Source organism: [Pantoea] beijingensis (assembly GCF_022647505.1).
Taxonomy (GTDB): Bacteria; Pseudomonadota; Gammaproteobacteria; order Enterobacterales; family Enterobacteriaceae; genus Erwinia; species Erwinia beijingensis.
Genome location: NZ_CP071409.1, coordinates 2,993,257 through 3,018,294, shown reverse-complemented (window position 1 = coordinate 3,018,294; position 25,038 = coordinate 2,993,257). Strand labels below are relative to the sequence as shown.

Below are 25,038 nucleotides of genomic sequence, written 5' to 3'. Positions count from 1 at the left end.
GTCGTTACTTGGCAGCGGCGGTGCGCCATTGTTTGAGGTAATCCAGACGTTTTTTCGGCTGCAGATACTCCAGCAGCGTTTCATCTACCGGAATGGGTTTCAGCGCTTTACCTAACATTTTCGTCATCCCATCGATATCATTTTTACCTTCGATATCGTTGCGAATAGAGGGAATGTCGGCCTGACTGGCCAGAATATTTTGGCCCGGTTCAGACAGCACATAATCCAGCCACAGTTTTGCCGCATTGCTGTTTTGTGACTGCTGGCTGATGAAGGAGACGCGTGATAACACGAGGGTATAATCTTTCGGATAGGAAATGCCCAGCGAAGGATCGGTTTTGGCGCGCGCTTCGGCATAAGAACCCAGGATATTAAAGCCGATGAGATTCTCCCCGGAAGAGACGCGCTCCATCATGGTCCCGGTAGAGGACTGCACGGCTAAACCGCCTTTCGCGACGTCGGCCAGCGTATTGAAGTAGTTCGGATCGGCTTTGAAATCTTCCACGGATAGCATAAAGCCCAGCCCGGATTTTTCGATATCGTAGGTGGTGACTTTTTTATTAAATTTGTCGGTCTGGCTGGCGATCAGCTTCGCCAGTGCTGCATGTGAATCGGGAACGTCTGCCGCCGGAATCAGACGTTTGTTATAGATAAAAACTACGGGCTCATAAGTCGTGCCGTAAGCTTTATTGTTCCATATCGCCCATTTCGGCAATTGGCTTTGCTCTGGCGATGGGTATTCCTGCGCGTAATCGGTTGCGAGTTTCAACGCGGTATCCATTGAAGAACTCCAGATCACATCGCCGCTGCCACCACCAGAAGCCTGTTCACTGATATAACGATTGTACAGTTCAGTACTGTTCATATCGTTATATTCTACTTTGATGCCTGGATACGCGGTTTCAAACCCTTTGATCAGTGGGCCCGCCGCTTTGGTATCGGTCGTGGAGTAGATCACGACTTTTCCTTCTTTAGTCGCGGCATCAATAACTTTTTGATAATCAGCCGGGTAGCCCTGGGGGACTGCCGACATGGCAGAGGAAGAGAAGAGTATGGTCGCGGTAATCAGAGAGATGGGTAATTTGTTCGACATTTTTTTAACCTTTTAGTTACATTCGAAGAACTAAAGGTCAACATAACGTATCGGACTTTTCAGGCAATAGCGGAAGGATTGTTATCTTCCCGAATTGTGATTGCTGGCATTTTTTAGGCAATTAACACCATAAAAACCACGAAAAGAGAGTGAAGGTCAGACCACTGGCGTCACTATTTCTGCGGTGTATCAAGCTTTATCGGATGTTTTACGATACAGCCGCCGCGGGTGGCCAATATTTCCGTATTGCATCTCAACGCTGAGAAAGCCGATTTCTACGCAGTATTCCAGATAGCGGCGGCCTGTCGTTTTGCTAATCCCGACGTCTTCCACAACCTGTTCCACCGACCAGTTGATGTCAGGTTCAGCGATAAAAACACGCTTAACCCGTTCCAGCGTATTGGGTTCGATCCCCTTTGCTGAGGGGATTGATGCCGTTTCGCTTGCGGGCAGATTAAACAGCCGATCCAACGCATTTTGATCGACGACCTTTACCTGACGTAGCGTTTGCACTAACAGCATAAAGCGTTCCAGCGATGCGCGTAGACGATGAAAAAATACCGGTTTAATGATGTAGTCAAAGGCACCACTGCGCATCGCATGGCTACAGGTTTGCATATCGCTGGCCGCGGTGATGAAAATCACCGAGCATTCGATGCTCTTCAGCAGGGAACTTCCGATCAATTCTACGCCCTGGCCATCCGGTAAATAGTTATCAAGCAGTATCAAGCGCGGCTGATGCCGATGAATCAGCGTTCGGGCCTGCTCCAGCGTTGAGGCGATCCCAACGACGCGGAGATGAAAATTTTGCTCGATAAATTCACGATGTAAATCGGCAAGATGTGGCTCATCTTCAACAATGATGACATCAAGAGCTTTACTGTTATTCATGGTAATGTCCTGTCGAAACACCGCCCTGGAATGGAATGAAAACAGAAAATATGGTGCCTTGCGGCACATTATTACTGATTTCTATGCTGCCGCCAGCCTGGTGAACGTATCCTGCTACCAGATAAAGACCGATGCCGTGCTCCGAATCAGTCATCTCGTGGCCACTTGATGGCTTACTGGTGAAGCCCTGTTCGAAAAGATGTGGTTTCATTACATCGTCCACGCCGCAGCCTCGATCGGCTACTTCTATCAGCAGTTCTTGATTTCTGTCTGAAATATAGAGCTCTATCGTAGGGGAGGGGGCCAGAGCATTTAACGTGGCATCCACGGCGTTATCCAGTAAGTTACCTATTACCGACATCAGCTCAGTTTCGCCGATCGTCGTCGGGATGTGGGTAAGCTGGCAGGCAGGATCGAAGATCAATTCGATGCCTTTTTCACGTGCGCTGACATATTTCCCCAGTAGTAGCCCACACAGGGTCGGGGACGTAAAGTGGGCGGAGACAAAATCCAGCACTTTTTGGGCACCTTCGGATTGTGCCTGAATGTAGCGCATTGCATCGTCATAACGTTGCATTTGCAGTAAACCCACCAGGGTTGCGGTCCAGTTCAACTGCTCGTGGCGCATAATCCGCAAATTGTCTGCATAGCGTTTCACCTGGCTTAGTTGGCTACTGAGAGTATTCATGTCGTTTTTATCCCGAAAACTAAATACCCAGCCACTTTCAGCCCCCGGTTCCAGCTCGATAGCGACACGGTTAACGATCACCTGTCGCTGATTCAATACGGTGATTTGGTCGTGGGAGCGACGATTATCTTTTACTCCGCTGTGGGCGAAGAATGCTGCCGGGGTGTGCAAAACCGTCTTCAATGGTTTGCCGATAAGTTCGCTTTCACTCTGACGAATATCCAGTAACTCCCTTGCTGCGCGGTTAATTAAAATCAGCTGCTTATCAGCATTAACGGCAAATACCCCTTCATACATCGCCTCAAGCAGCGCTTTTTGCTGTAGCACCAGCAAGGCGATCTCCTTTGGCTCCAGCCAAAGCATCTGCTTTTTAACGTTGCGGGTAAAAACCCACGAAAAAATGAACAACAGAATCAGCAGCGCCAGGCCATATAAACCGGCCTGCCAGAGAAGACGGGCATTGATATTGGCAATATAGGAGGTGAGATAACCGACGGAGACAATACCGATGACATGATGATTGGTATCAAATATCGGTGCCTTACTGCGTAATGAAACGCCGATGCCGCCCTGGCGCATCGAAATAATACTTTTCCCCTGCAGCACTTCGGCATTATCACCGCCAATCATCGGTAAATTAAGCCTTTCTGGCGACTCTGAGTGGTAGAGGTGTTGCTCCTGTACATCACCAATGACGATATAACTGGCATCGCTTTGATCCCGCAGTGGCTGAATTAACCGGGCAATTGCAGGGATATCCCGAGCCGAAACTTTTTCTGCAAGGAGAGGCATTAACGCGATCTCGCTGGCCTGAACGCGCGCACGTTGTCCGAGATCATGGTGTAATTGTCGGTCAATAAAATGGAACAGGATAGTACCCAACAGCGCGAGCAGCAGGCAGGAAAATACAACCAGAAATAAAAACAGCTTCACCTGGAAGGGCAATCTGCGTTTCATACGACCTGCTGCGGTGAAAACAGGGGGAAAGACATTCGATAAGCCTATCATGTGAAAATGCGGGCCGTAATCTGCCAGCCGCAGAGTTGTGAACTGGCTACAACTCTGCGGCAGTACAGTGCGGTTATTAAAAGATAGGGAGTAGCAGAGAGTAGAACTTTGTAGGTATGTCCAGAATGCCACTATTCGTTATATAATTTTATATATAACGAATGATGGAGGTATCTATGCACAATCACTTCGGTAAAGGACTCCTGGCGGGATTAGCGGCTGAAGCAGCGAAGCCAGCAACTGAGTTGACGAAATTTTGCCCAGATTACAAGCGTGGGTTCATTCTTGGCTTTGCACATCATCTGGCAGAAAGCTTGGGAGATGAAAATCAGGCTGCTTTTACAGCAGGACAACTTTGCCGGGCATATGGGTTAAATGGTGAACTCATGGAGGAGTTTTTCTCGGACGGTGCCAGCCGTTTGCCAAGAAAATTTTTCAGCGTGGGTTACAAGCAAAGTACCCGGATAGCATCAGTCGTCAGCATTTAGCGCTGTTATAACCGACCTTTATGTAGGTAATGTTTGATTTGTAATAAAACCATCAGCAACAACGTTACTGCAGCAATGGGGTAATGGCTGCCGCGATTTGTCTCTGCTTTGCCATTTCCCATTGCTCATCAGGAATAGAGAACAGTTAGTCGGCCTGGAACGGGTCTTTTTTATCATCCTCGCTATCATCGTTTTTGCGGGGGATCTCGCCATGATCCTTCGGCGCATCTTTTGCTGGATGGCGATCTTCTTTATCTATGTTGCTAACGCCTTGCAAAGTTTCAGGTACACCTTCGTGTACATTACCTTCATGCTTGCGCCCATCGTTGGACAATTTATTTGGCATCTCTCTCTCCACTCGCATTGTGTCATTCAAGCATAGTCGAAAGAAAAAGAGTGGTACAAAAAACCGCCCTGCGGTGGGCGGCCTGTATATTGCTATATTTTTAAGAATGTATGACGAACATTGATTTGCAGTGTGGGCAAATCATCGTCTGTTCTTTTGACACTTTAGAAAGTGACTGTTTTGATTTTTTCTCACAGACGGGGCACGTCGCATTCGTTTCAATTTTTTTTATCCGCCCCATAACGTCACTGAAATATGACATGGCGCTTTACCTCGGTGGTGAAGGGAACTCATCATAACACAGTTGTCTGTTTTTTGTTCAGATGCTGATGTTTGGTGGGGTTGAGATACTATCCCCCGTCCAATGCTAATCCCCGCGCAGCTGACAATCCTGCCAGCCAGTCTTGGGGCAATGGGTGCCGATGAGTTGAATGCGTCAATGTAATTTATTGATTTATAGATAAAATATAAATGGTTGGTTCTTAATTATAAGCTTCCGAGCTTACTCTGTGGGCGGCGTTATGCGTTCGTGCGATGCGGAATATTCATTTTTTGCTATTTTTAAAAGATGTCTATCACAGCAAAGTGAAATTTTTATGTCTGTAAGAGATGCAAGGCTGGATAATATAAAAGGCGGTTTGATCTTGCTGGTGATATTTGGTCATCTGATCGAGCCGCTTGTGGATATGATGCCTGCGCTCAACCGTATTTATAATTTTATTTACCTTTTTCACATCCCTGCTTTTGTGTTGGTTTCAGGGTACGTCTCTCATCCGAATAAAGAAATTAGATATAGTGCATTACTAAAATCATTGGTTGTCCCTTTTATCGTTTTTAGCATCATTTATGAAACTTCCGATTTTATCGCTTTGGGTGAGGTATCCGGATATCTTAAGGTATTGTCACCTAACTGGATTTTATGGTTTTTGTTCAGTTTGATTATTTGGCGAGTATTTGCGCCATTGTTTTTAAAAATACGTTTTAATCTCCTGCTTTTATTGGCATTGTCTTCATCTATCTCATTGATTGAAATAGATGGTTATGTTTTTAGTATTTTTAGAACGGTAGTTTTCTTCCCATTTTATATGCTGGGCGTATTATTAAGTCGATATAAAGATACTTTTTTACACTATCAGTTGAAACCTTCTTTAAGCATTTTTTCGCTTGTAATTCTGGGCGGAATTTTTTTTCTGAATCTTCCTTTTGACCGGCTTATGCTGTATGGAGTAGCACCATTTTCAGCTTTTGGCTATTCGAATGAATACGGTGTTATTCAACGTCTTTGTTATTATCCGGTGTCTATTCTGGCGATATTTTCATTTGGCGTGTTGGTATCTAAACTGCATCTTTTGAATAAAATAGGTAGCAATTCACTCTATGTGTATTTGCTGCATGGGCTAATCGTAAAATATCTGCTTTGGCCGTATATGACAGCCGATGACTGGAGTGTCACAGGGGTCGTCTTATTGGCTTTGTCGCTCACTATCATACTGGCTGCGATTTTGTCTTCGACCGCTATAACAAGATTGACGTCAATGTTATTTCAGGCTTTTCAGCGGCTTATCCTGAAAAACCGTCAATTAGCCTAGTTCTGTCATTGTGGTTACATGTGAACGGTGGAGTTGAATCATTTTACTCTTGTTTGGTAAAGGTTGTCGCAGAGTCGAAACGTCTGTTAGGCGATTTTTTGCGATCCGGCTTAAATTCAGCGAAGTAATATTTGTTTGCAGCAAGAAACGGCGTAAAATTTCTGCCTGTAATTATGGAGGGCAGTATGAAAAATGTGATAATTAGCATGCTCGCAAAGATATCCAAAATGGATGCGGAAGCGAAACACTTAACTGCCCGGGTTGAAGCCCAGTCATTGCTGATCGGTGCATTGGTTTTGGCCGTAGGCAAAAATGGCGGCGTAACGGGAATGGTGGAAAGTATTAATAAAGCGATTAATTCGGTGCTTGATTCGACGGATGAAGTCGCTAAATCGGATGCCGAGCTACTGCTGTCTGAGTTTCAGGACTTGCTGGCAGTAACCAGCCTGATTGAAAAATCCGATGCGGAGCTTGACCATAATGCCCTGACCGCACTCGATTCCCTTAATAAAGATAACCTGTAACGGATTTATAAAATCTCCCCCGCCATAAGGGGCGACGTTGGCGTTGCATATCGGCACGATCTCATTTCATCCGCTATATCTTCTGGCGGACAGGAACAATGGGCTTTTTTCAGTCCACGTCAGCATCTCTCCTGCAAGTCACTGCTGTTGCAAATTCACGCTAACCCCGATTTTTTGCTGCGCTATAAAATAAATTTTCAAGATCAATAACATAAATAATGCACGCTTCGTGTTTACATAAATTACAGATGTGCATCACGCTTTTGCTTACGCGATAAAATAGCCGTTGCTATGCTCGTATCATGTTGTTCCATGAATTCGTGCTTAGCTAAGGTGAGTCCCCAATGTCTGCTAAAACGCTTTACGATAAGCTTGTTGATTCCCATGTCGTCCGTCAGTTAGATGATGAGGGAAGCCTGCTGCTTTATATTGACCGCTCAATACTTAATGAATACACCAGTCCACAGGCGTTTAGTGGCCTCAGGGAAGCCAGCCGGAAGGTTTGGAAACCCTCGTCTATCCTGTTAAATGTTGACCACGTTAATCCCACGCGCCCTGAGAGAACGCCGACCATGACCGATCCTGGAGGTGAGCTCCAGGTGAATTACTTTGAACAGAACAGCCGTGATTTTGGCATCGAATTGTTCGATGTAATGGATAAGCGTCAGGGAATTGAACATGTGGTTGCGCACGAGCAGGGGTTAGTGATACCTGGCATGGTGATTGCTGCAGGTGATAGCCACACTACAACCTATGGTGCATTTGGCGCTCTGGGATTTGGTATTGGCACATCTGAAATCGAACATATGCTGGCAACGCAGACGCTGGTTTATAAAAAACTGAAAACGATGCGCGTCACCGTAAGCGGAACGCTCCCTGTCGCTACCGTTGCTAAAGATATCATTATGCTGCTTATCGAGCGGATTGGTGCTGCGGGAGCGACGGGGTATGCGATCGAATTTACCGGGGAAACAATCTCTGCATTGAGCGTCGAAGGTCGTATGACGATTTGCAATATGGCGGTTGAAGCCGGGGCCAGAGGCGCCATTATGGCTCCGGACGAGAAAGTGTTCCACTACATCGCCGATGCACCCCGCGTACCGAAGGGAAAACTCTGGGGCCAGGCTGTCACCCAATGGCAGCAATTACGCAGTGACGACGATGCCGTCTTTGATAAAGAAATCCTGCTTGATTGCGCCGATATGGTCCCGAAGGTGACGTGGGGAATTAGTCCGGATCAAGCCGGTAATATCACTGACCGTGTACCCGATCCGGCCGATGAGCCTAATCCTGCGAAACGGCGTGAGATGGTCACGGCGCTGCGCTATATGGATCTGAAACCTGGAACGTTATTAACTGATATTGAGATAACCCATGCCTTTATTGGCTCCTGTACTAATGGCCGTATCGAAGATCTACGAGAAGTGGCAAAGGTCCTGAAAGGCAAAAAAATCGCCAAACGGGTACGGGGAATCATTGTCCCGGGATCGACCCAGGTACGTGAAAGGGCGGAGCAAGAGGGATTGGCAAAAATCTTTATTGATGCCGGATTTGAATGGCGCCAGTCGGGGTGTTCAATGTGCCTGGCGATGAATGAAGATGTGCTGACGTTGGGCGATCGCTGCGCCTCCAGTACTAACCGAAACTTTGCCGGACGTCAGGGAGCCGGTGCCAGAACACATTTGATGAGCCCCGCAATGGTTGCCGCCGCTGCGATTACCGGCTCTCTTGCCGATGTACGCCAATTTATACAAGGGGGGATTGTTAATGGAACCTTTTAACATCGTTAGTGGCTTGATTGCGCCGATGCTGGCGGCGAATATTGATACCGATGTCATCATGCCAAAGCAGTTCCTGAAAGGGATCGACCGCCAGGGGCTGGATAAAGGGGTTTTTTATGATTTACGCTTTCACACCGATGGTCAGCCAAACGACACCTTTGTACTGAACCGGCCTGGTTGGAAAAATGCGACATTTATGCTGGTCGGGCCTAACTTTGGCTGTGGTTCAAGCCGGGAACATGCGGTTTGGGGATTAAAGCAGATGGGAATTCGTGCGCTGATTGGCAGCAGCTTTGCTGGGATCTTTAATGACAACTGCCAACGAAACGGTCTGCTCACGATTGAGCTTGATGAATCTTCTCTGCGCCAGCTTGAAGATATCGCCACTGATGCGCAACGCAACAGGCTTACGATTGACCTGGAAAAGCGCCTTATCGTCACTGAGAGTGGTGAAATTTCTTTTAGCATTGATGCATTAAAAAGAAAAATGCTGTTGGAAGGGCTGGACGCGGTGGCCTATACCCTGCAATTCCAGCAGGATATTCGTGACTTTGAAACGCGTCATTTTTCAACCAGCCCCTGGCTAGGTGAAGCACAATAAGATGAGGCAAAGTATGTTGGACGGTGATATTACAACCCTCGGAAACTCACCCTTTATCGATGGTTTTGAACTTAAGGATGCCCATTTACCGGGCGGTATCCGTATGCGTTTTGCTATTGGTGGGCAGGGGGCTCCGCTTGTTTTATTGCACGGGCATCCACAGACACATGTCACCTGGTGGAAGATAGCCCCCACGCTGGCGAAATATTTTACGGTGATCATGCCTGATCTGCGTGGCTATGGCGATAGCGATAAGCCTGCCGGCGATATCGAACATCGACAATATTCAAAAAAAGTCATGGCGAAGGATATTGTGTCGCTGATGAATGTATTGGGATATGCGTCATTTTCCTTTGTTGGGCACGATCGCGGAGGTCGGGTGGGACATCGCCTTGCGCTAGATTATCCGCAAAGCGTTAACCGCTGTGTCTTTATTGATATTGCTCCCACAGCGACTATGTATGCCCTCACCGATCAACGTTTTGCGACGCGCTATTTTTGGTGGTTTTTTCTGATACAACCCGCGCCGTTACCGGAAAAAATGATTGGTCACGATCCGGCTTTTTTTCTCCAACGGCATATTGATGGGCAGATAAAAACCCCCGGTGCAACGGAACCGGCTATTTTTGCTGAATATCTGAGGTGTTACCGTAAACCGGAGACGCTGCATGCTATCTGTGAGGATTACCGGGCAGCAGCAACAATTGATTTACAGGATGATGCTCAGGATAGTGAAAAACGAATCAACTGCCCGCTACAGCTGTTGTGGGGAGAAAAGGGGACGGTCGGCCAGTTATATGACGTGATTGCGACCTGGCAAGAAAAAGCGCGTCATGTAGAAGGAATGGCACTTCCCTGCGGTCATGTCCCGCATGAAGAGATCCCGCAGCAAATGCTGGCAGTGATGTTGCCCTTTCTTCAGGCATGATATAAGCGCAATAGAGAGCCGTGATATCCTTGATAATAGGGGTTGGCGGTGATAATAGGGGTAAAGGAGTGGGCGGGTGATGGGCACGCAAGAGAAGAAAAACGTACATTGGCCGCTGATTGAGGACCTCCATGTTTTTTTAACCATTGCCAGATGTACAACGTTTGCGCGTGCGGCGGCTGAGCTAGGTCTTTCGCCTTCTTATATCAGTAAAAGGATTGGCATTCTCGAAAAGCGTCTGGAAACCCGACTCTTTTTCAGAAATAACCGCACGATGCGGTTAACGGCTGAAGGTGAAAGAGCGCTTGTGGGTGCCATGAACGTCATTGCAAGTATGGATGCTTTTGTTTCTGATTTGGCGGCGTGGCGTGAATCCGTCACTGGTGTAGTGAATGTTAGTTGTTCATTTGGTTTTGGATTGACGCATATATCGGATGCGATCTCCGAGCTGGCAAGTCTATACCCGGAATTACAGATTAAGCTGATGTTATCCGATCAGGAGGTCGACCTGGTTGAAGAAGGCATCGATATTGAAATTCGCATTGGTGATGATATTAAAGATCTCTATATTGCGAAATTATTGTTTGAAAATCGTCGGATACTTTGTGCCTCTGCGGACTATTTGAAAAGTGCTGGCGTACCGGAAACTCTCAATGATTTAAAAATGCATCGGTGCCTTATTATTCAGGAGCGCAATACGCCGTTCGCGCTCTGGTCGTTAACCGATGGTACGGATATAACACAGGTGCATGTTAATAATCAGCTATCCTCAAATAGCGGCGGAGTGGTGCTCAACTGGGCGTTAAAAGGACATGGGATCGCTCTGCGCTCAATGTGGGATGTACAAAAACATCTCGATAGCGGGGAGTTAGTCCATATCCTTCCCGACTGGTATCAAAACGCCAATATTTGGGCAGTATATGCAACGCGCCCTTCGGGATCGGCGCGTTTGAAAGTTTGTATCGATTTTTTAGTTAATTATTTCCAGGTTAACCCACCGCGACATCTTTAGCTGCAGGGATCATGACCTTCTTTCCGGCGGCATTTTAACACTATGAGATATAGAGCACGGCGCCAGCGTATTTTAACAGCGCAAAGAGTTCCAGCGTCGTGGCAGTTGAAGCATCCTGTGTTAATGCAGGAGAGGTAAAGTTAATCACTGTAATTCTCCCCATCAGACGCCATAGCACAATTGCCGAAACGGTCAGAGAACAATTTTGATCGCCATTCTGACACAGCAGAGTGTGATGCCACTCCTCATCAAGTTCATTTGAGAAAAATTGAATAGATTCCGCAGGCACCAGTGCTTTGAGATCGGGTAATAAGGCTTCACTGGCGTGTTTTGATAGCCGTATGGTAAATGTTGATATCACCAGGAGATTCCTTCTCTGAGCCACAAACTGGCATTGTAGCGTTTTATCCAGGCTGCTTCAGCGTTCGTAGAAAAATTTAAGCAAAGTTTATTTTGCTGTTGAGCCGCAGACCGATATTTGCGTTTTGGCTGGTGAGATGGGGGAATTTATTCTGAATCAGGTACTTATTTTTCTCTGTTGAGTCCAACAGGCGTGCTGAAGGGTAACCATATCCGAGCGAAAGGCGACAGGCGATCACATTGTCGTCAGAAGCGTATCGTGGCGGTGTGTTTTGAGGCCGCTTTTAGGCACGCGATAGGCTTTACGTGGATCGCCTGCGACGAATTCAAAAGTAGGAGAGTAATAAAAAGGCAGCCAGCCGCCGAAGCCGTTTTCCCACTCCCAGCGAACGGGGCAGGGCCACAGAATACCTTCATACAGAATATAATATATCCATCGGCCCGTTGGCCGACGCGGCTTTTGTGTTTTCATCAACGTGACATATGCGGGTGGAATGGGATAGAAACAGATTATATTTTGGCCTGCATTCAGCATGCTTTCAAGCAGCAGGGCAGATTAATCTTCATGTTGATGGCACGGGACGATAACCGTGCCGATAACATTTTCTGTGATTCGTGGAGAAAACCGATGGTATTAAATGGGCGTTTAAGTCCCTTTCATTTACCTGTGGACTTCACCACAGAATAAAACAGCGTTCGGACGCCGCTGATGAATGCGGTCAGCCATCTGCTGACATGCTTCTATTGAGGGATAAATGCGCTCGGATACCGGTAAGGCATCACAGGCATCGTGACCACATGCGCTGACTAATAGTACAAATCCAATCAACATAGGGGCTCCTTTAACCACGGTCTCTCTTGGCGGACGTTTAGTGGTACTTTTCCTTTTCTCAACGCTGAGTGTAGTTGAGTGAGGTGGGTTAAGGATTGTCGGATTGAGCTAATGTCGTTTTTTCTTTCTATTTTTACTCAATTTTACCGGATCTAACGAGACTCATGACGTTAAGTCTTTTTAACATCAACGGTAATTTGCGGCTCACATGATTCATCCGCTTTTATCATGCGAAATTCGGCTTTACCCTGATAAACGTAGATGCAGGCTCGTCCCTGGGGACCGCCATCCTGCTCCTGTGAGAGCGAAATAGTCACGGTCTCAGCCGTTGCCGTCTGAGAGAGGATAATGGCTACCGATGCACAAAGCGCACGGGCTAAGGCAACCTTAGAAATCTGAAGGCTTTTCATTATAGTCCATCCTGTTTTGCTGCGAGAATCACCGAATGGCGGCGATTTAAAGTGTAACCTTTGTTTTAAAGTTGTTTCATTATTGGGCACTGGCAAAAAAAATATCACGTATGTATCTGGTTTTCGCCATTCTTTTGCAAAAAATTTAACTTAATCGTCGGTAAAGGTGGCTATTCAGCGCGCTTCACCTGTCTACAGCTAAGCCAAATTGGCATCGCTGGAATCGCTTTGCCTGTAATAAGACTATTCTAGAACTTCCTGGAATCAAATCAATGGAGGATCGTGCAATTCAGATTTTTTGTATCTGTATGGCGCGTTTGTGGAAAATCGAACGTTATCGATTGTCTGAACGGAACGTGGTGAACGTCTTCACGCTGGCGTGAAATCGTTATGCCGTACGCACATCACAACATGCATATTCGAGAAGCCTGCTTTGCGTGAGCGTTTTTCTACGCGGCATGTGAGTTCGCGGGTTGACCTTACCGTAGGGGGAAGGTTTACCCTACATCCCATAAGGTTAAATTCTCAACACATGAGGGCTCGCGAATGAGAAAAATGAACGTTTTATTACTGACGGCATGCCTGTTGCCATTAAGTTCATTGGCCGCAGATAAGATGGAAATGTCACACGGTGAAAGTAGTGAAGCGCAGCAGAGCTACCAGAAAGGTATGGATAAAATGCATCACGATATGATGCAGGGCATGATTGCCGACGATCCTGATGTCGCTTTTGCGCAAGGGATGACAGCCCACCATCAGGGGGCCATTGATATGGCGAAAACGGAATTGCAGCATGGCAAGGATCCTGAAATGCGCAAGCTGGCACAGCAGATCATTGTGGCGCAGCAGCCTGAAATTGAGCAAATGCAAAACTGGTTGAAACAGCATAAAAAGTGAACGGGATTGGGAGGGCGCTAAGCATCTCTTTTGAAAAAGATAACCGGCTTCCGTTAAACTTGGTAAGGTTAGTTTTTCACTTTAATTCCGGGAGCTTTATGACGACCATGACCGAAATTGCACATCCATCCAGTAGCCCAAAACAGGCAGCACTTCAGTTAGTTATTGAACTGGTCCGTGCGGGGAAGCTCAGCCCACTACAAGGGGATGCGTCAAATATGATCTCCATTTACGAACAGTTTAAAGAGCATTTTGAAGCCGATAAACATAAAAGCGCTTCCGGTTCAGCCATTTTATAAACTTGTCGGGCAGAGTGCTGTCTCTCTGCCCGATATGCTGGCATTCCGGCAGACTTCTGGTGCTGAATGGCTGTCAATTCAGGGCGGCATACAGCGCGGGCAGCATTGCCACCAGGTTATTGAGCATGTGCAACAGGATTGGCAGTTTCATACTGTTTGATTTTATCCGCGCATAGCAAAGCAGGAGAGAAAATAGAATTAGCATGATGATCGTTTGCCAGTGGACATACTGCGTATGCATCACGGCGAACAGAATCGAAGTTAGCGTTATACAAGCAAGGCGGCTGTTTGGTGCCCAAAGTAAAAATCCCTGCAATAAAAAACCACGAAACAAAATCTCTTCAAATATCGGTGCCAGTATTACAGCTGAAAAAACCATAATAATCACGGCGGAAAACTGTTGCCGGGACTGATCCTCCAGCCATTTTTCGGGCTGTAATAACTGTGTTTGCAGCAGCATCAGTAATATCAGCGCAGCGATAAATAGCAGAGCATTTTTTAGTTGCAGCTTCCCGAGAGGGATATCGTCGCGGCGTGTCTGATAAAAGCGATATAACGGAAAAAGTACGGCGAATTCAAACAGGCAAATCACCGGAACCAGTAATCCATCGGCGCGTAACGCGCTGAAGTTGGGAAACAGGGTAATCAGAAAAGTGACCAGATAATACAGAGCAAATGTCCCTGCATAAAATAGCGTCATGGTTACTCTGTCAGTTTGAGCGTTCATGCTCGGCTCGCAATAGAGGAGGGGAGCAAAATCTTATCAATCACGTAAGATGCTGTCGAGTGTGATACGGCAACCCACGCGTATTCCGCCGTAACAGACGCCGGGTAATAGATGATAAATAACAGATCAGATCTGCGTTGATTTCGGTGGCTTAACGTACTCTGACGGCAACCAGGGTCATCACTACCGCGAAACCAACAAAAATGACGAGTTCCATCGCACCTCCTAAGATTAGTCTTACTATTGTACCCCTCTGGTGAGCGATTTTTGAGCGATGCGTGCCACTTTTGCTTCCGGATTTAACGTCTGACGGTTAAGCACAAAAACGATTCTCATTCGATTATGCAATCTGTTAATCTTTAAGGGAAATAAGTGTTAAAACACGTCAACGAGGAGTGGATACGTGAAATTTTATGGGAAAGTATTGACGGTAGCGGCGCTTTTCACGCTGGCTGCCTGCAGTACCGCTCGACAGGATTCTGCGGCACAGGCTGTGGAGAGTAACGATGATATGTGTGGTGCTTCACACTATCAGGGCTATGTCGGTAAGCCATTGTCCTCACTGGACAGTGTGCGCTTTGCCGTACCCATGCGTGCGATCCCGCACGATTCTGTTGTCACGATGGATTTCAACATGAAACGCGTGAATTTCATGGGCGATCGTGCTGGAAATATTAGCCGGGTTTATTGCGGCTAACGTCAGTCGTCGGCAGGTGAAAGGGGCGTTTCCGCCCCTTGTATTATGCAGTACGTGCTGCCCACCACAACCGTAGCTTCATGCCCCAGCCACTGGTCCAACCCGTGGTGGTGCTCACCACTTTGCCTTTGTTAATCACGACCAACGTTGGTGTTACGCCAATCTGCCAGTTGGCAGAAAGCTGGCCTTTTTCATCATTGACGGTTGTTAACGGGAACTGCCTGGCCTGCAGATAGCGCTGCACTTTTTCATCATCGCCCGAACGTAGCGCCACGCTAATAACGTTGCCGCCTTGCTGCGCGATCCTCGCGACGGTGGGGGTTGTCACCCGGCATACGCTACACCAACTGGCCCAAAAATAGACCAGCAGGGGTTTCTCTGCACTTAATGCGTCCAGAGTGACATCCGTACCATCAAGGGTATGCAGCGGTTGACTGGCGAAGGCGAGCGGCGCCTGCGGTGCCCGAAAGCGATCCATCACAAACATGGCGCCTCCCATGACGAACGCCAGTATCAATATATCCCGCCCCCAGCGTTTGAGCTTACTCATTTTAATGTCGCAAGCTGTTGAGTCACCATCTCTTCTAACTGTTCGTAAGGCACGGCGCCCGGGAGCAGCGTCGAACCGATCAGCGTGGCTGGCGTGCCCTGAATCCCTAACTGCTGTGCGAGTTTAAGATTCGTGTTCACAGTATCAAGGCTCTGTTTACTCGGCTCTTTTAGCGTAACGCCAACTTTTGCTTCGGCAGCCTGAATACTGGCGTCGTCGTGATATCCTTTCTTCGCCATTAAGCGCTGATGCAGAGCTGGCCACTGTTTGGGATTCTGCTCCCAAAGCGTTAGCGCTGCGCGTGCAGAAGTCAGCGAGCTTTCAGAACGATACGGTAACGGCTTGATAATAACTGCGACATCAGGATGTGCCTTAACCAGCTTTTCCATTAGCGGATCAAATTGCTTACAGTATGGACAGTTGTAATCGGTAAAGGATACCAGCGTCAGCCTGGCCTCTTTCGCACCGATACGCGGTGAGCCCGGATCGTCAAAGAGCGACTGCTTATTTTTTTCAACTACCTGACTGACAACATCCTTCTGCTGCGCCTCTGCCTGCTGATTATAGGCATCGGCTGCCTGCGCCAAAATATCCGGGTTTTGAACCAGCGTTTCGCGGATAAGCTCTTTTATCCGCGTCTCCTGGGCTGGCGTGAAAGGAGCCGCCCATAACGGCGTCGCAACAAACAATAACGTGAGCATTAGTTTTTTCATTTCTCAATTCCTTTGGCTTCATTCAGTGTTTTTAATAAGGTTTCGCGGTTGAGTAAGGGGGAAAGTGCTGTGCCATTGGGGGTGCCAGGCCCGTAGATTTGATTAAATGGCACGGCCACACTCCCGCGACGCTGCAAGAAGGTGGTGATCTCCGGGGATGGGCGACTCCAGTCACCGCGCAGTGCGACCACGTCGTCTGCCCGTAGGGCTTTTTGTACATCATCACGCATCAGGACGTTGAGTTTGTTTGCTTTACAGGTCACACACCAGTCGGCAGTGACGTCAACAAACACGCGTTTATTCTCAGCCAGCGCCTGTTGGATCGCATGTTCAGAAAGCGGTTGCCACGGAATATTATCCTGCAGTGACGGGTGCCACAGACTGTTAGTCAGCGAATGAAGAAAAAACAGCGCACCTGCGACGAGCAGAGATACCGCTGTAACTAACGACGCCGTTTTGGCGCCACATCTTTTCACCATGGCCAACAGCAACAGCAAGAGTATTGCCGCCGCAACTATCAGGGTTTTTATCGTACCAATATGGTGGGTTAGCAGGCTTAGCAGCCAGAAACAGGATGCCAGCATAAGCAGGCCCAGCACGATACGCAGAGCATTCATCCAGCGGCCCGGACGCGGTAATCGTAGCGCCAGCGACGGCCTGGCGGCTATCAACAACCAGGGCAGACTCATTCCGATACCCAGTGCAATAAAAATGGCCCACAGCATAGGCAGTGAGGCTGCGAGTGCAAAGGCTACCGCGGTACCCAGAAAAGGTGCAGAACACGGCGTAGCCAATAGTGTGGCAAATGCACCTTGCCAGAAATGACCACTGAGACCCTTGCCTTCATGGGTTGCCAGCCGGGTGTTCAGCGAGGAGGGTAACCGCAAATAGAATAAACCGAACAGATTGGCGCTAAACAGCAGCGTAACAACGACCATGAAGCTGATAAACCATGGGCTCTGAAATTGAATTCCCCAGCCAAGCGCATGATTGCTGAGACGCAATACTGTCATAAATAGCGCGAGTGCCATAAACGAGACGATGATCCCGAATGTTGAGGCAAGAAATTGCAGGCGAACCTGACGGCGATTGCGCTGTTCTACCGTGACAATCGTGCTGAGTTTCATACCTAATACCGGAAGCACACAGGGCATGAGGTTAAGAATAAATCCGCCGAGCACCGCCATCAGTACGACCTGCCAGAGCGGAGGGGCTGAAGCGCTGAAAGGCAGAGGCGCACCGACTGTCAGCGTACTCTGCTGCGCCAGTCCGCCATCGGTTATCACCAGAGACAGCGCTTTATTACGCAGGTCCGGTGCAGCTTCGCCCCATTCGTCAGTCACAGGCACGCGAACTTCTAATTGTGTCCCGTGAATTGTGACAGCTGGTTTACCCAGGCTGGCCCCGGAGAGCGCGTCAAAAAAGAGCTCAGGTGTTTTCCAGCCGGCATTGCGCTCGGCATGGATCTGCAGTTCGCCCTGATGGTATCCGGCCTGAAGGCTATCGGTTAATCCGCTGCTAATAGGAACCTGTCCTATCGCCTGCGCAAAATCATGTTCGAACTGTGCCTCTTTGGGCTGGCTCAAATCAAGACTGAACGGATAATCTGTCAGGATACAGACATTGCTGCACGTTGAGAGCGTCAACGTCCCGGCAAGCTGGCTTAGTGACTGTGCTGGCAGCGTAATAGGTAAAGAGACGCGATCGTGATATCCCTGTGTGGAGCTCCCTGAAACGTCAAAGCGCTGTGGCGTTGGCCAGAACCATTTGGCGGGCGGCAGGTTTCCTTGCCACTGGATTTCTGGCGCAATTCCGCCTTCGCCAGGCGACCGCCAGTAGGTTTTCCAACCTTTTTGCAGTTCGACATCCAGCAGTACACGCGTTTGGTCGGTATGGGACGTGTCGGCGCGTAAACGAACCTTCGCGTGATTATTTTGTGGGTTTTGCAACCAGCCGCTATCTGCGGCCTGAACAACAGGCAGCCAGAAAAGCAGCAGGAGGACAAAGCTCCTGATAAGCATAAACATTTTTTTCTCCGTTAATGATTTTTTTAGAACCGTGTCAGGTGCTAAATCATTCGCGGAAGACGCAGTTTCTCAGATGGATACGCAGAACCGGTGATGAGAATTCATGCGTTGGGGGGAAATGAAGTGGGATGGCGCGGATTAGCGCCAGAACGGCAAGCAGTAAGCCGAGGCCGAAGAATGCCGTTTCAAATATCAGCGGGGCTGCAGCCAGCAGTGATTTGGCGCTAAGCTCGCACGGCGTGACCGGCGCGCCGCTGTTGTCACTTTTATCCGCAGCTAACGTTGCGTTTTCACTTAGTTTCATCTGCAATGCGTGCAGGCTTGCCACGCGCTGAGCCATACAAACCAGTATGACCAGACAGGCGAGAGTCAGAAACCATTTTGCGATACGCCGCCGTTTTTCCATTTCAGCCTCAGAATAAAAAGTCTGCATATCTTAACGGGCTAAAGCGTTTTATCAATGGCTGTCTGTGTAAACTTTTGTTGAATAAGCCTTACCGACGTCTGTAGAGAATCAACGCTCGCCGTGAAAACAGCACAAAAACGTCATGCGGCTGCAATATGCAAATGGCAGGTTAATCCGGCACAAATGTGTGTTATGCGTCACCCTCAAAATAGGCTGTTTTTGTCTTGATTATTTCCCGCCGTGTGCGGGATTTTTTTGCGGATAAATCTTCCGCGAATATCGCACTGCTTAGCTGGGGTGGAAGGTGGTTATGACTTCCAGAACGCCATTAATAATGAACTGAACGCCCATACAGACCAGCAAAAAACCCATTAAACGTGAAATAGCCTCAATTCCGCCTTTGCCAACAATGCGCATAATGGCGCCGGAACTACGCAGAGAAATCCACAGGATTATACTGACGACTAAAAATGTGAGTGGCGGTGCGACGGCAATCACCCAGGGAGAGAATTCCAGACTATGTTGTACGGTTGAGGCCGAACTGATAATCATAGCGATGGTGCCTGGACCGGCGGTGCTGGGCATCGCCAGCGGCACAAACGCGATATTAACGGCTTTATGTTCGCTTAATTCGTCTTGTTTATGTGAAGCTTCCACTGAATGGCCTGCCGGCCTTTGCGGAAACAGCATGCGAAAACCGATAAAGGCGACGATCAATCCGCCAGCGATACGTAGACCGGGGATAGAAATACCAAACGTGTTCATGACCGCGCTACCTGCATACCAGGCGACTATCATAATCATAAACACATAAAATGCGGCGTCCCGCGACTGTTTGTTGCGTTCGCTAAAATTCATATCGCCAGCGAGGCCCAAAAACAGTGCCACCGTGGTCAGCGGGTTAGCCAACGGTAACAGCACCACTAACCCCAGGCCGATTGCCTGAAAAAGCTCCATCATATCTGCTTCCTTTGTTTAGGCGGCTGGGTTTTCGCCATAAGAAACCGCCTACCTGCCGTTCGCGTACGCCAGTCAACTATAACTGACAGAGGATAATCAACGGCTACTGTAGCCTGATATCGTAGACTTTGTCTTAATCACCGCCATTTATGATAAATAAATCTTGCATCTGATTTCTCGCTATGCGTAAATGCTACGTCGGTTTGTTAAGCAGAGCCGAATATGCGAGCAGTTTTAGTAAAGCAGTCTTCAGTTCAAGCGTTATCTTAGATATCTCTTCTTCGTGACTCCTTCCTGAGTGCCTCATAAATTCTGTGGACAAACCATTTCGCCCTGTGTGGCTTGTAATTGTATGAAGGATAGACAAATGTCTAACAAAATGACTGGTTTAGTAAAATGGTTCAACGCTGAGAAAGGCTTCGGTTTTATTTCTCCAACTGATGGCAGCAAAGATGTGTTCGTACACTTCTCTGCAATCCAGAACCAGGGTTTTAAAACTCTGGAAGAAGGTCAGAAAGTTGAATTCTCTATCGAGAATGGCCAGAAAGGCCCGGCAGCAGCTAACGTTACTGCGATCTAAGCGATATTCTCACAACCTGATGCCTGGCATCAGGTTGTGAACCGCTAAAAACCCGCCTCGTGCGGGTTTTTGCATTTTTAGTGCGATAATTCGGTTGAATGCTGAATGTTGCGGTACTGGCCGTCTCTCCAGCAGCGCCGCCGTGGTGGCATTTTTGCCGGTAATTTGCGTCTTATTACATTTTTATTGAGCCCGCCTCCTCTCTGTGCTGCAACTGTAACGCATTTGCGTATAAACTAGCCTGCCGTCATCCTGTTGTGAGGCCACGCATCTGCGCCATGGAATCCTGGAAGGTTAACCTTATCTCGGTCTGGTTTGGCTGTTTCTTTACCGGCATGGCGATTAGCCAGATCCTCCCGTTTCTTCCTCTCTATATACAGCAACTCGGTGTGCAATCGCATAGTGCATTGACGTTGTGGTCCGGATTAACATTCAGCGTCACATTTTTGATTTCAGCAATTGTCTCGCCGATGTGGGGGAGCCTGGCCGATCGTAAAGGGCGCAAGCTCATGCTGTTAAGAGCCTCTTTTGGTATGGGGGCGGTGATTCTGATGCAGGCATTTGTCACGAATGTATGGCAGTTATTCTTGCTACGCGCCTTGATGGGGCTGACATCAGGCTATATACCTAATGCTATGGCGCTGGTCGCGTCTCAGGTACCGCGAGATCGCAGCGGTTGGGCGTTGAGTACCGTTGCTACCGGTCAAATATCCGGCGTAATTATCGGTCCGATGCTGGGAGGATTACTGGCAGATTGGGTGGGATTACGTGCGGTCTTTCTGATTACCTCTGCACTACTGCTGATTAGCTTTCTTATTACGCTATTCCTGATCAAAGAGACCGGTCATCGCCCGGTTGAGCAAAAAGATAAACTGAGCGGCAAAGCAGTATTTCAGCTATTAACGCATCCAAAATTAGTTATAGCCTTGTTTTTTACCACGCTGGTGATCCAACTTAGCAACGCCTCTATCAGCCCGATATTGACACTGTTTGTGCGTCAGTTGGAACCGGAGGCACATAATATCGCTTTTATCAGCGGGTTTATTGCGGCAATTCCCGGTGTTTCTGCATTATTTTCTGCTCCACGATTGGGCAAATTGGGCGATCGCATTGGTGCTGAACGGATACTAATTGCTACGCTTATCACCGCCATCGCGTTATTTATCAGCATGTCCTTCGTGACGAGCGCCACTCAACTGGGTGTTCTGCGCTTTTTATTGGGGTTTGCCGATGGCGCGATGATGCCGGCGGTACAAACGCTGCTGTTGCGTTATTCCAGCGATCGTATCACCGGACGTATTTTCGGTTATAACCAGTCTTTTATGTATCTTGGCAACGTTGTTGGCCCTTTAATGGGGGCCAGTATTTCAGCATTTGGGGGGTTCCGTTGGGTATTTATTGGCACTGCGATCGTGGTATTAGTGAATACTTTGCAGCTTATGCGATTTTACGGTAAAGGGAAAACCGGTATGACGGACAGAAGATCTCCGCCCGGTCGTGATTAATATTGTGTCATGGTGAAGCGATAAGCATATTCTCGCTGATCAAGCTGGAATGCCGGGCTGACGCTTGGGCTCCAGGAGTCATCTCCACCAATTCCCATATGAAAGCCATCCACGATCAGCCAGCAGCCCTCTTCATCATGTAGCAAGTGGCGGTGCGAGGTATTCTGCAGTTGTTCCATGCTGTAGCGTCCCACTGAGAAATGAAAATGACCGCTAAGCCGTAACGCTCCCAGTGTCAACTGCTGTGTACCGCCACGTAGGCCGTTTTCACAGGGGAAAACATACGGTGTATGCAACGCGGCTAGCGGCAGCGTCCAACGGGAAAATTGCGCAGCGCCGCAGCGATCCGGGTAATTTTCATGCGGTCCGAGCCCCAACCAAGTGATCGTCTCAGGCACATCCACCAGTTGGCAGCGCAGACCGATACGTGCAGGCGCGGGCACGCCAGCGGCGATCTGCACCTTTACATCAATCGTTAGCTCACCCTGTGCATTGATGATAAAGCGTTTGTGGCAGAGGAAGGGTATCTGCTCCTGATGCACATAAGCATGTTGGGTTTCAATGATGACTGAATCACGCCACATATCGGCCTTAATCCACTGCATTTTCCGGATTAGCGCATAATAACCCGCGTGTTTCCAGCGCTCGACCCAGGCATCCGGATCAATCTGCGTGGCTTCGCTGATGCCAATATCATTGTCCAATGGTGCGCGTACGAAAAGATCCTGTAGCGGGGAGAGTAGCGTAGGGCGACCTTGCGTTAACCACTGCACGAGTTCTCCTTCCCCGCGTGAGAAATGCCAGCAGCTAGCGCCTGCCTTGACGATGAACATTTCTCCCTCGGTAGAGAGTGTCGGCGGGCTAAGAGTGTATTCTTGTGCTGGTGGCATCCACTGCGCTGGCAGTCGCCACTGCTCCCAGGCGACGCAATGACGTGCCGGTGACCATGCTGTAGCCCGAGGTTGTACCACCTGCAGATTGAGCCAAATTTCCCCCCTGCGTGTAGGCTGCGGCCGTAATTCAATAAATTGCGTCCCCTGTGGGGCAAGCGACAGCGTGATCTCACCATGATCAACGACGATGCCATCCTGTTCAATACGCCAGAGCAGCAGTTCGTTATCCGTGGTACGAAAAAGGTATTCGCTGGTGATGCTAAAGGCCAATGGATTGGATTGAGCATGGCTAAACTGGAAAAATTGCTGTGCGTGCTGCGCCTCGTAGAGGGAAGGATGGGGGGATCGATCGGCAAAGACTAAACCATTCATGCAAAACTGCCGATCGTTGGGTACATCGCCAAAATCACCGCCGTAAGCCTGCCAGGGATGAGCATGCTCATCATATTTTGTCAGACTTTGATCGACCCAATCCCAGACAAAGCCTCCCTGCAACCGCGGGAACTGACGGAATGCCTGCCAGTAACGATCAAACCCTCCCAGGCTGTTGCCCATTGCATGGGCGTATTCACAAAGGATCAATGGACGCGTTTCGCCAGGCAGGCCGATCCACTTTTTGATCGACCATTTAGGTACGGCCGGAAAGGGTTGATCCCTATCGACGCGCGCATACATCGGACAAATAATGTCCGTCGATGAGGTATCGGCTCCGCCTCCTTCATACTGTACTGGCCGCGTCGTATCGCTGCTTTTCACCCAACGATAAAGCGCATCATGGGATGCACCATGACCTGATTCGTTCCCCAGTGACCAAATAATAATACAGGCATGATTACGATCGCGCTGTACCATGCGCGTGACACGTTCGCTAAACACGTTAAACCAGCGGGGATCGTCTGCAAGCCGACTCATGGGTTGCATTCCATGTGTCTCAATATTGGCTTCATCAACAACATAGAGTCCAAGACGATCGCATAATTGGTACCAACGTGGATGATTAGGATAGTGTGAGCAACGCACCGCGTTGAAATTATGCTGCTTCATTAACAGGATATCCCGCATCATGGTGGCTTCATCCATCACCTGGCCATTTTCGGGATGATGTTCATGACGATTAACGCCACGGATCAATAGCGGCTTGCCATTGAGTTGCAGTAATCCTTTGATGATCTCTATCTTTCTGAATCCTACATCGTAGGCTTCCGTCTCGATTAATTTTCCGCTGTTGTCCAGTAGCGCAATGACCGCACGATACAGGTTGGGGGTTTCTGCACTCCACAGCAAAGGGCGATCAATAGGTAAATTGAGTGTAGTGCGATCGGCATAACTGCCTCTTTCATCAATGATATTGCTACCAAAATACTGTTGTTCCGATGTGATGAGGCTATCTTTGTGCCAGAGCGTCACGCTAACCTGATAATCGCCGGCCTGCTCTGCCATAAATGACGCGATGACATGGGCCTGCAGGTATCCTGAACTGAGTTCAGGACTGAGATGTGTTTCCAGTCGAATATCGCTGAGATGTATCCGGGGTTTATGCAGCAGGCTGACATCGCGAAAAATACCGCTTATTCGCCACATATCCTGATCTTCAAGATAGCTTCCAACACACCACCGTAGCACCATAACCGCCAGACGGTTTTCCCCAGGGTGCAGGAACGGGCTCAGGTCAAATTCTGCAGGCAGTCTGCTATCCTGTGAATATCCGATCCAGTGGCCGTTACACCACAGATGGAATGCGGCGTTAACGCCATCGAAAATGACGCGAGTTTGCCCCTCGCGATGCCAACTTTCGTCAGTTTTGAAGACAAGGGAATAACAGCCGGTCGGATTTTCCTGCGGCACCCGCGGCGGCGTCACAGGGATAGGATAGCGGACGTTGGTATAAATTGGCTTGTCATATCCATGTAACTGCCAGTTGGATGGAACATTGAGACTTCTTGCATCATGCCGATCCTGATTGATCCAGGTTGGCGGGACCGCCTCGGGATGGGCGAAGTAATTAAACTGCCAGGAACCATTCAGGGAAATATGCTGGGGAGAGGCAATATTATCGCGCGCATCGCAGTGACTGCGCCAACTGGAAAAAGGCGGGTGTGCTGGTAAACGATTAAGCTGTGTGATGCTGATATTTTCCCAGTCACGGCGCTTTATCACGTCGTCCAGAGTAATGTCTGGCTTAGTCATGATTATCATCCGGCAAAATAGAATGTGCTCACATTGCCTGTCAGAT

The 25,038-nt window shown here is 48.6% G+C and carries 28 protein-coding genes; 12 read left to right on the top strand and 16 right to left on the bottom strand.

All coding sequences use genetic code 11. The features are described 5' to 3' along the window. Positions 1-4 precede the first annotated feature (4 nt). From J1C60_RS13750 to J1C60_RS13740, 3 genes are all read right to left on the bottom strand, one after another. Positions 5-1,093: an ABC transporter substrate-binding protein gene (locus J1C60_RS13750; protein WP_128179240.1), complete on the bottom strand. Its 1,089-nt coding sequence runs from the start codon at positions 1,091-1,093 to the stop codon at positions 5-7. A gap of 189 nt (positions 1,094-1,282) precedes the next feature. Continuing rightward, positions 1,283-1,984, bottom strand: coding sequence for a response regulator (locus J1C60_RS13745; RefSeq protein ID WP_128179241.1), 702 nt, complete (start codon positions 1,982-1,984; stop codon positions 1,283-1,285). After that, complete coding sequence (locus J1C60_RS13740) at positions 1,977-3,629, bottom strand: ATP-binding protein (RefSeq protein ID WP_128179242.1); 1,653 nt, start codon at positions 3,627-3,629, stop codon at positions 1,977-1,979. The genes J1C60_RS13745 and J1C60_RS13740 overlap by 8 nt, the downstream gene beginning before the upstream one ends. A 227-nt stretch (positions 3,630-3,856) precedes the next feature. On the opposite strand from J1C60_RS13740, the gene J1C60_RS13735 reads away from it, so the two are divergent. After that, entirely contained in the window at positions 3,857-4,168 is a 312-nt protein-coding gene (locus J1C60_RS13735) for a DUF2623 family protein (RefSeq protein ID WP_128179243.1), read from the top strand. Positions 4,169-4,313: 145 nt separating this feature from the next. Here J1C60_RS13735 and J1C60_RS13730 read toward each other — a convergent pair whose 3' ends face one another. Continuing rightward, on the bottom strand, positions 4,314-4,514 hold the full coding sequence (locus tag J1C60_RS13730) for a hypothetical protein (protein WP_128179244.1): 201 nt from the start codon (positions 4,512-4,514) through the stop codon (positions 4,314-4,316). Between the two features lie 100 nt (positions 4,515-4,614). Beyond that, a complete protein-coding gene (locus J1C60_RS13725; RefSeq protein WP_220485618.1) occupies positions 4,615-4,776 on the bottom strand; it encodes a YnfU family zinc-binding protein in 162 nt (53 codons plus the stop codon). 334 nt (positions 4,777-5,110) lie between these two features. Between J1C60_RS13725 and J1C60_RS13720 the strand changes: the two genes are divergently transcribed. The 6 genes from J1C60_RS13720 (at position 5,111) to J1C60_RS13695 (ending at position 10,949) form a co-directional block, all read left to right on the top strand. Continuing rightward, positions 5,111-6,103, top strand: a complete 993-nt coding sequence (locus tag J1C60_RS13720) for an acyltransferase family protein (RefSeq protein WP_164877318.1) — start codon at positions 5,111-5,113, stop codon at positions 6,101-6,103. A 185-nt stretch (positions 6,104-6,288) separates the two neighbouring features. After that, entirely contained in the window at positions 6,289-6,627 is a 339-nt protein-coding gene (iraP, locus tag J1C60_RS13715) for an anti-adapter protein IraP (protein WP_128179246.1), read from the top strand. A 344-nt stretch (positions 6,628-6,971) separates the two neighbouring features. Beyond that, complete coding sequence (gene leuC, locus J1C60_RS13710; RefSeq protein ID WP_128179247.1) at positions 6,972-8,408, top strand: 3-isopropylmalate dehydratase large subunit; 1,437 nt, start codon at positions 6,972-6,974, stop codon at positions 8,406-8,408. Then, positions 8,395-9,009, top strand: coding sequence for a 3-isopropylmalate dehydratase small subunit (gene leuD / locus J1C60_RS13705; RefSeq protein WP_128179248.1), 615 nt, complete (start codon positions 8,395-8,397; stop codon positions 9,007-9,009). Before leuC ends, leuD begins: the two co-directional genes overlap by 14 nt. Before the next feature lie 28 nt (positions 9,010-9,037). Then, on the top strand, positions 9,038-9,937 hold the full coding sequence (locus tag J1C60_RS13700) for an alpha/beta fold hydrolase (protein WP_229655835.1): 900 nt from the start codon (positions 9,038-9,040) through the stop codon (positions 9,935-9,937). Positions 9,938-10,016: 79 nt separating this feature from the next. Beyond that, entirely contained in the window at positions 10,017-10,949 is a 933-nt protein-coding gene (locus J1C60_RS13695; RefSeq protein ID WP_128179430.1) for a LysR substrate-binding domain-containing protein, read from the top strand. A gap of 40 nt (positions 10,950-10,989) precedes the next feature. Here the strand turns inward: J1C60_RS13695 and J1C60_RS13690 are convergent, their stop codons facing one another. The 4 genes from J1C60_RS13690 to J1C60_RS13675 form a co-directional block, all read right to left on the bottom strand. After that, entirely contained in the window at positions 10,990-11,310 is a 321-nt protein-coding gene (locus J1C60_RS13690; RefSeq protein WP_229655754.1) for a hypothetical protein, read from the bottom strand. 234 nt (positions 11,311-11,544) lie between these two features. After that, complete coding sequence (locus J1C60_RS13685) at positions 11,545-11,781, bottom strand: hypothetical protein (RefSeq protein WP_128179250.1); 237 nt, start codon at positions 11,779-11,781, stop codon at positions 11,545-11,547. A 189-nt stretch (positions 11,782-11,970) separates the two neighbouring features. Further along, positions 11,971-12,141 carry a hypothetical protein gene (locus J1C60_RS13680; protein WP_164877319.1) on the bottom strand — a complete coding sequence of 57 codons (171 nt, stop codon included), beginning with the start codon at positions 12,139-12,141 and terminating at the stop codon, positions 11,971-11,973. 170 nt (positions 12,142-12,311) lie between these two features. Next, positions 12,312-12,551, bottom strand: coding sequence for a hypothetical protein (locus J1C60_RS13675; protein ID WP_128179251.1), 240 nt, complete (start codon positions 12,549-12,551; stop codon positions 12,312-12,314). A gap of 546 nt (positions 12,552-13,097) precedes the next feature. Here J1C60_RS13675 and copM point away from each other — a divergent pair. Then, positions 13,098-13,448: a CopM family metallochaperone gene (copM, locus tag J1C60_RS13670; RefSeq protein ID WP_128179252.1), complete on the top strand. Its 351-nt coding sequence runs from the start codon at positions 13,098-13,100 to the stop codon at positions 13,446-13,448. A 107-nt stretch (positions 13,449-13,555) separates the two neighbouring features. Beyond that, positions 13,556-13,747, top strand: a complete 192-nt coding sequence (locus J1C60_RS13665; protein WP_128179432.1) for a hypothetical protein — start codon at positions 13,556-13,558, stop codon at positions 13,745-13,747. Positions 13,748-13,820: 73 nt separating this feature from the next. Here the strand turns inward: J1C60_RS13665 and J1C60_RS13660 are convergent, their stop codons facing one another. Next, the gene (locus J1C60_RS13660; protein WP_128179253.1) at positions 13,821-14,474 is read right to left on the bottom strand and encodes a CPBP family intramembrane glutamic endopeptidase; all 654 of its coding nucleotides are present in this window, start codon (positions 14,472-14,474) and stop codon (positions 13,821-13,823) included. 403 nt (positions 14,475-14,877) lie between these two features. Between J1C60_RS13660 and J1C60_RS13655 the strand changes: the two genes are divergently transcribed. After that, on the top strand, positions 14,878-15,171 hold the full coding sequence (locus J1C60_RS13655; protein WP_128179254.1) for an I78 family peptidase inhibitor: 294 nt from the start codon (positions 14,878-14,880) through the stop codon (positions 15,169-15,171). Between the two features lie 43 nt (positions 15,172-15,214). Here the strand turns inward: J1C60_RS13655 and J1C60_RS13650 are convergent, their stop codons facing one another. The 5 genes from J1C60_RS13650 to J1C60_RS13630 all read right to left on the bottom strand — a co-directional run bounded on the left by J1C60_RS13650 (position 15,215) and on the right by J1C60_RS13630 (position 19,827). Further along, positions 15,215-15,721 (bottom strand): protein disulfide oxidoreductase, encoded by a 507-nt coding sequence (locus J1C60_RS13650; RefSeq protein ID WP_128179255.1) that lies wholly within the window; start codon positions 15,719-15,721, stop codon positions 15,215-15,217. Further along, on the bottom strand, positions 15,718-16,434 hold the full coding sequence (locus J1C60_RS13645; protein WP_128179256.1) for a DsbA family protein: 717 nt from the start codon (positions 16,432-16,434) through the stop codon (positions 15,718-15,720). Before J1C60_RS13645 ends, J1C60_RS13650 begins: the two co-directional genes overlap by 4 nt. Beyond that, complete coding sequence (locus J1C60_RS13640; protein ID WP_128179257.1) at positions 16,431-18,461, bottom strand: protein-disulfide reductase DsbD family protein; 2,031 nt, start codon at positions 18,459-18,461, stop codon at positions 16,431-16,433. The genes J1C60_RS13645 and J1C60_RS13640 overlap by 4 nt, the downstream gene beginning before the upstream one ends. Positions 18,462-18,507: 46 nt before the next feature. Continuing rightward, positions 18,508-18,867: a copper resistance protein gene (locus J1C60_RS13635; protein ID WP_128179433.1), complete on the bottom strand. Its 360-nt coding sequence runs from the start codon at positions 18,865-18,867 to the stop codon at positions 18,508-18,510. 288 nt (positions 18,868-19,155) lie between these two features. Continuing rightward, entirely contained in the window at positions 19,156-19,827 is a 672-nt protein-coding gene (locus tag J1C60_RS13630; RefSeq protein ID WP_128179258.1) for a MarC family NAAT transporter, read from the bottom strand. Positions 19,828-20,194: 367 nt separating this feature from the next. Here J1C60_RS13630 and cspE point away from each other — a divergent pair, with 367 nt between their 5' ends. Both cspE and J1C60_RS13620 read left to right on the top strand, forming a co-directional pair. Further along, positions 20,195-20,407: a transcription antiterminator/RNA stability regulator CspE gene (cspE, locus tag J1C60_RS13625; RefSeq protein ID WP_128179259.1), complete on the top strand. Its 213-nt coding sequence runs from the start codon at positions 20,195-20,197 to the stop codon at positions 20,405-20,407. A gap of 278 nt (positions 20,408-20,685) precedes the next feature. Then, positions 20,686-21,912 (top strand): multidrug efflux MFS transporter, encoded by a 1,227-nt coding sequence (locus J1C60_RS13620; protein ID WP_128179260.1) that lies wholly within the window; start codon positions 20,686-20,688, stop codon positions 21,910-21,912. Here J1C60_RS13620 and J1C60_RS13615 read toward each other — a convergent pair. After that, positions 21,909-24,992 carry a beta-galactosidase gene (locus J1C60_RS13615; RefSeq protein WP_128179261.1) on the bottom strand — a complete coding sequence of 1,028 codons (3,084 nt, stop codon included), beginning with the start codon at positions 24,990-24,992 and terminating at the stop codon, positions 21,909-21,911. The two genes, J1C60_RS13620 and J1C60_RS13615, sit on opposite strands and share 4 nt — an antisense overlap. Positions 24,993-25,038: the final 46 nt, after the last annotated feature.

What these genes read in the sequence shown, in the direction of transcription:
- J1C60_RS13730 (WP_128179244.1), bottom strand. Translation starts at nt 4,514, where the DNA reads ATGCCAAATAAATTGTCCAACGATGGGCGCAAGCATGAAGGTAATGTA.
- J1C60_RS13720 (WP_164877318.1), top strand. Translation starts at nt 5,111, where the DNA reads ATGTCTGTAAGAGATGCAAGGCTGGATAATATAAAAGGCGGTTTGATC.
- J1C60_RS13675 (WP_128179251.1), bottom strand. Translation starts at nt 12,551, where the DNA reads ATGAAAAGCCTTCAGATTTCTAAGGTTGCCTTAGCCCGTGCGCTTTGT.
- leuC (WP_128179247.1), top strand. Translation starts at nt 6,972, where the DNA reads ATGTCTGCTAAAACGCTTTACGATAAGCTTGTTGATTCCCATGTCGTC.
- J1C60_RS13615 (WP_128179261.1), bottom strand. Translation starts at nt 24,992, where the DNA reads ATGACTAAGCCAGACATTACTCTGGACGACGTGATAAAGCGCCGTGAC.
- J1C60_RS13685 (WP_128179250.1), bottom strand. Translation starts at nt 11,781, where the DNA reads ATGAAAACACAAAAGCCGCGTCGGCCAACGGGCCGATGGATATATTAT.
- J1C60_RS13740 (WP_128179242.1), bottom strand. Translation starts at nt 3,629, where the DNA reads ATGAAACGCAGATTGCCCTTCCAGGTGAAGCTGTTTTTATTTCTGGTT.
- J1C60_RS13650 (WP_128179255.1), bottom strand. Translation starts at nt 15,721, where the DNA reads ATGAGTAAGCTCAAACGCTGGGGGCGGGATATATTGATACTGGCGTTC.
- J1C60_RS13745 (WP_128179241.1), bottom strand. Translation starts at nt 1,984, where the DNA reads ATGAATAACAGTAAAGCTCTTGATGTCATCATTGTTGAAGATGAGCCA.
- J1C60_RS13645 (WP_128179256.1), bottom strand. Translation starts at nt 16,434, where the DNA reads ATGAAAAAACTAATGCTCACGTTATTGTTTGTTGCGACGCCGTTATGG.
- J1C60_RS13750 (WP_128179240.1), bottom strand. Translation starts at nt 1,093, where the DNA reads ATGTCGAACAAATTACCCATCTCTCTGATTACCGCGACCATACTCTTC.
- iraP (WP_128179246.1), top strand. Translation starts at nt 6,289, where the DNA reads ATGAAAAATGTGATAATTAGCATGCTCGCAAAGATATCCAAAATGGAT.
- leuD (WP_128179248.1), top strand. Translation starts at nt 8,395, where the DNA reads ATGGAACCTTTTAACATCGTTAGTGGCTTGATTGCGCCGATGCTGGCG.
- J1C60_RS13635 (WP_128179433.1), bottom strand. Translation starts at nt 18,867, where the DNA reads ATGGAAAAACGGCGGCGTATCGCAAAATGGTTTCTGACTCTCGCCTGT.
- J1C60_RS13620 (WP_128179260.1), top strand. Translation starts at nt 20,686, where the DNA reads ATGGAATCCTGGAAGGTTAACCTTATCTCGGTCTGGTTTGGCTGTTTC.
- J1C60_RS13630 (WP_128179258.1), bottom strand. Translation starts at nt 19,827, where the DNA reads ATGATGGAGCTTTTTCAGGCAATCGGCCTGGGGTTAGTGGTGCTGTTA.
- J1C60_RS13735 (WP_128179243.1), top strand. Translation starts at nt 3,857, where the DNA reads ATGCACAATCACTTCGGTAAAGGACTCCTGGCGGGATTAGCGGCTGAA.
- J1C60_RS13680 (WP_164877319.1), bottom strand. Translation starts at nt 12,141, where the DNA reads ATGTTGATTGGATTTGTACTATTAGTCAGCGCATGTGGTCACGATGCC.
- J1C60_RS13660 (WP_128179253.1), bottom strand. Translation starts at nt 14,474, where the DNA reads ATGAACGCTCAAACTGACAGAGTAACCATGACGCTATTTTATGCAGGG.
- copM (WP_128179252.1), top strand. Translation starts at nt 13,098, where the DNA reads ATGAGAAAAATGAACGTTTTATTACTGACGGCATGCCTGTTGCCATTA.
- cspE (WP_128179259.1), top strand. Translation starts at nt 20,195, where the DNA reads ATGTCTAACAAAATGACTGGTTTAGTAAAATGGTTCAACGCTGAGAAA.
- J1C60_RS13640 (WP_128179257.1), bottom strand. Translation starts at nt 18,461, where the DNA reads ATGTTTATGCTTATCAGGAGCTTTGTCCTCCTGCTGCTTTTCTGGCTG.
- J1C60_RS13695 (WP_128179430.1), top strand. Translation starts at nt 10,017, where the DNA reads ATGGGCACGCAAGAGAAGAAAAACGTACATTGGCCGCTGATTGAGGAC.
- J1C60_RS13665 (WP_128179432.1), top strand. Translation starts at nt 13,556, where the DNA reads ATGACCGAAATTGCACATCCATCCAGTAGCCCAAAACAGGCAGCACTT.
- J1C60_RS13725 (WP_220485618.1), bottom strand. Translation starts at nt 4,776, where the DNA reads ATGTCATATTTCAGTGACGTTATGGGGCGGATAAAAAAAATTGAAACG.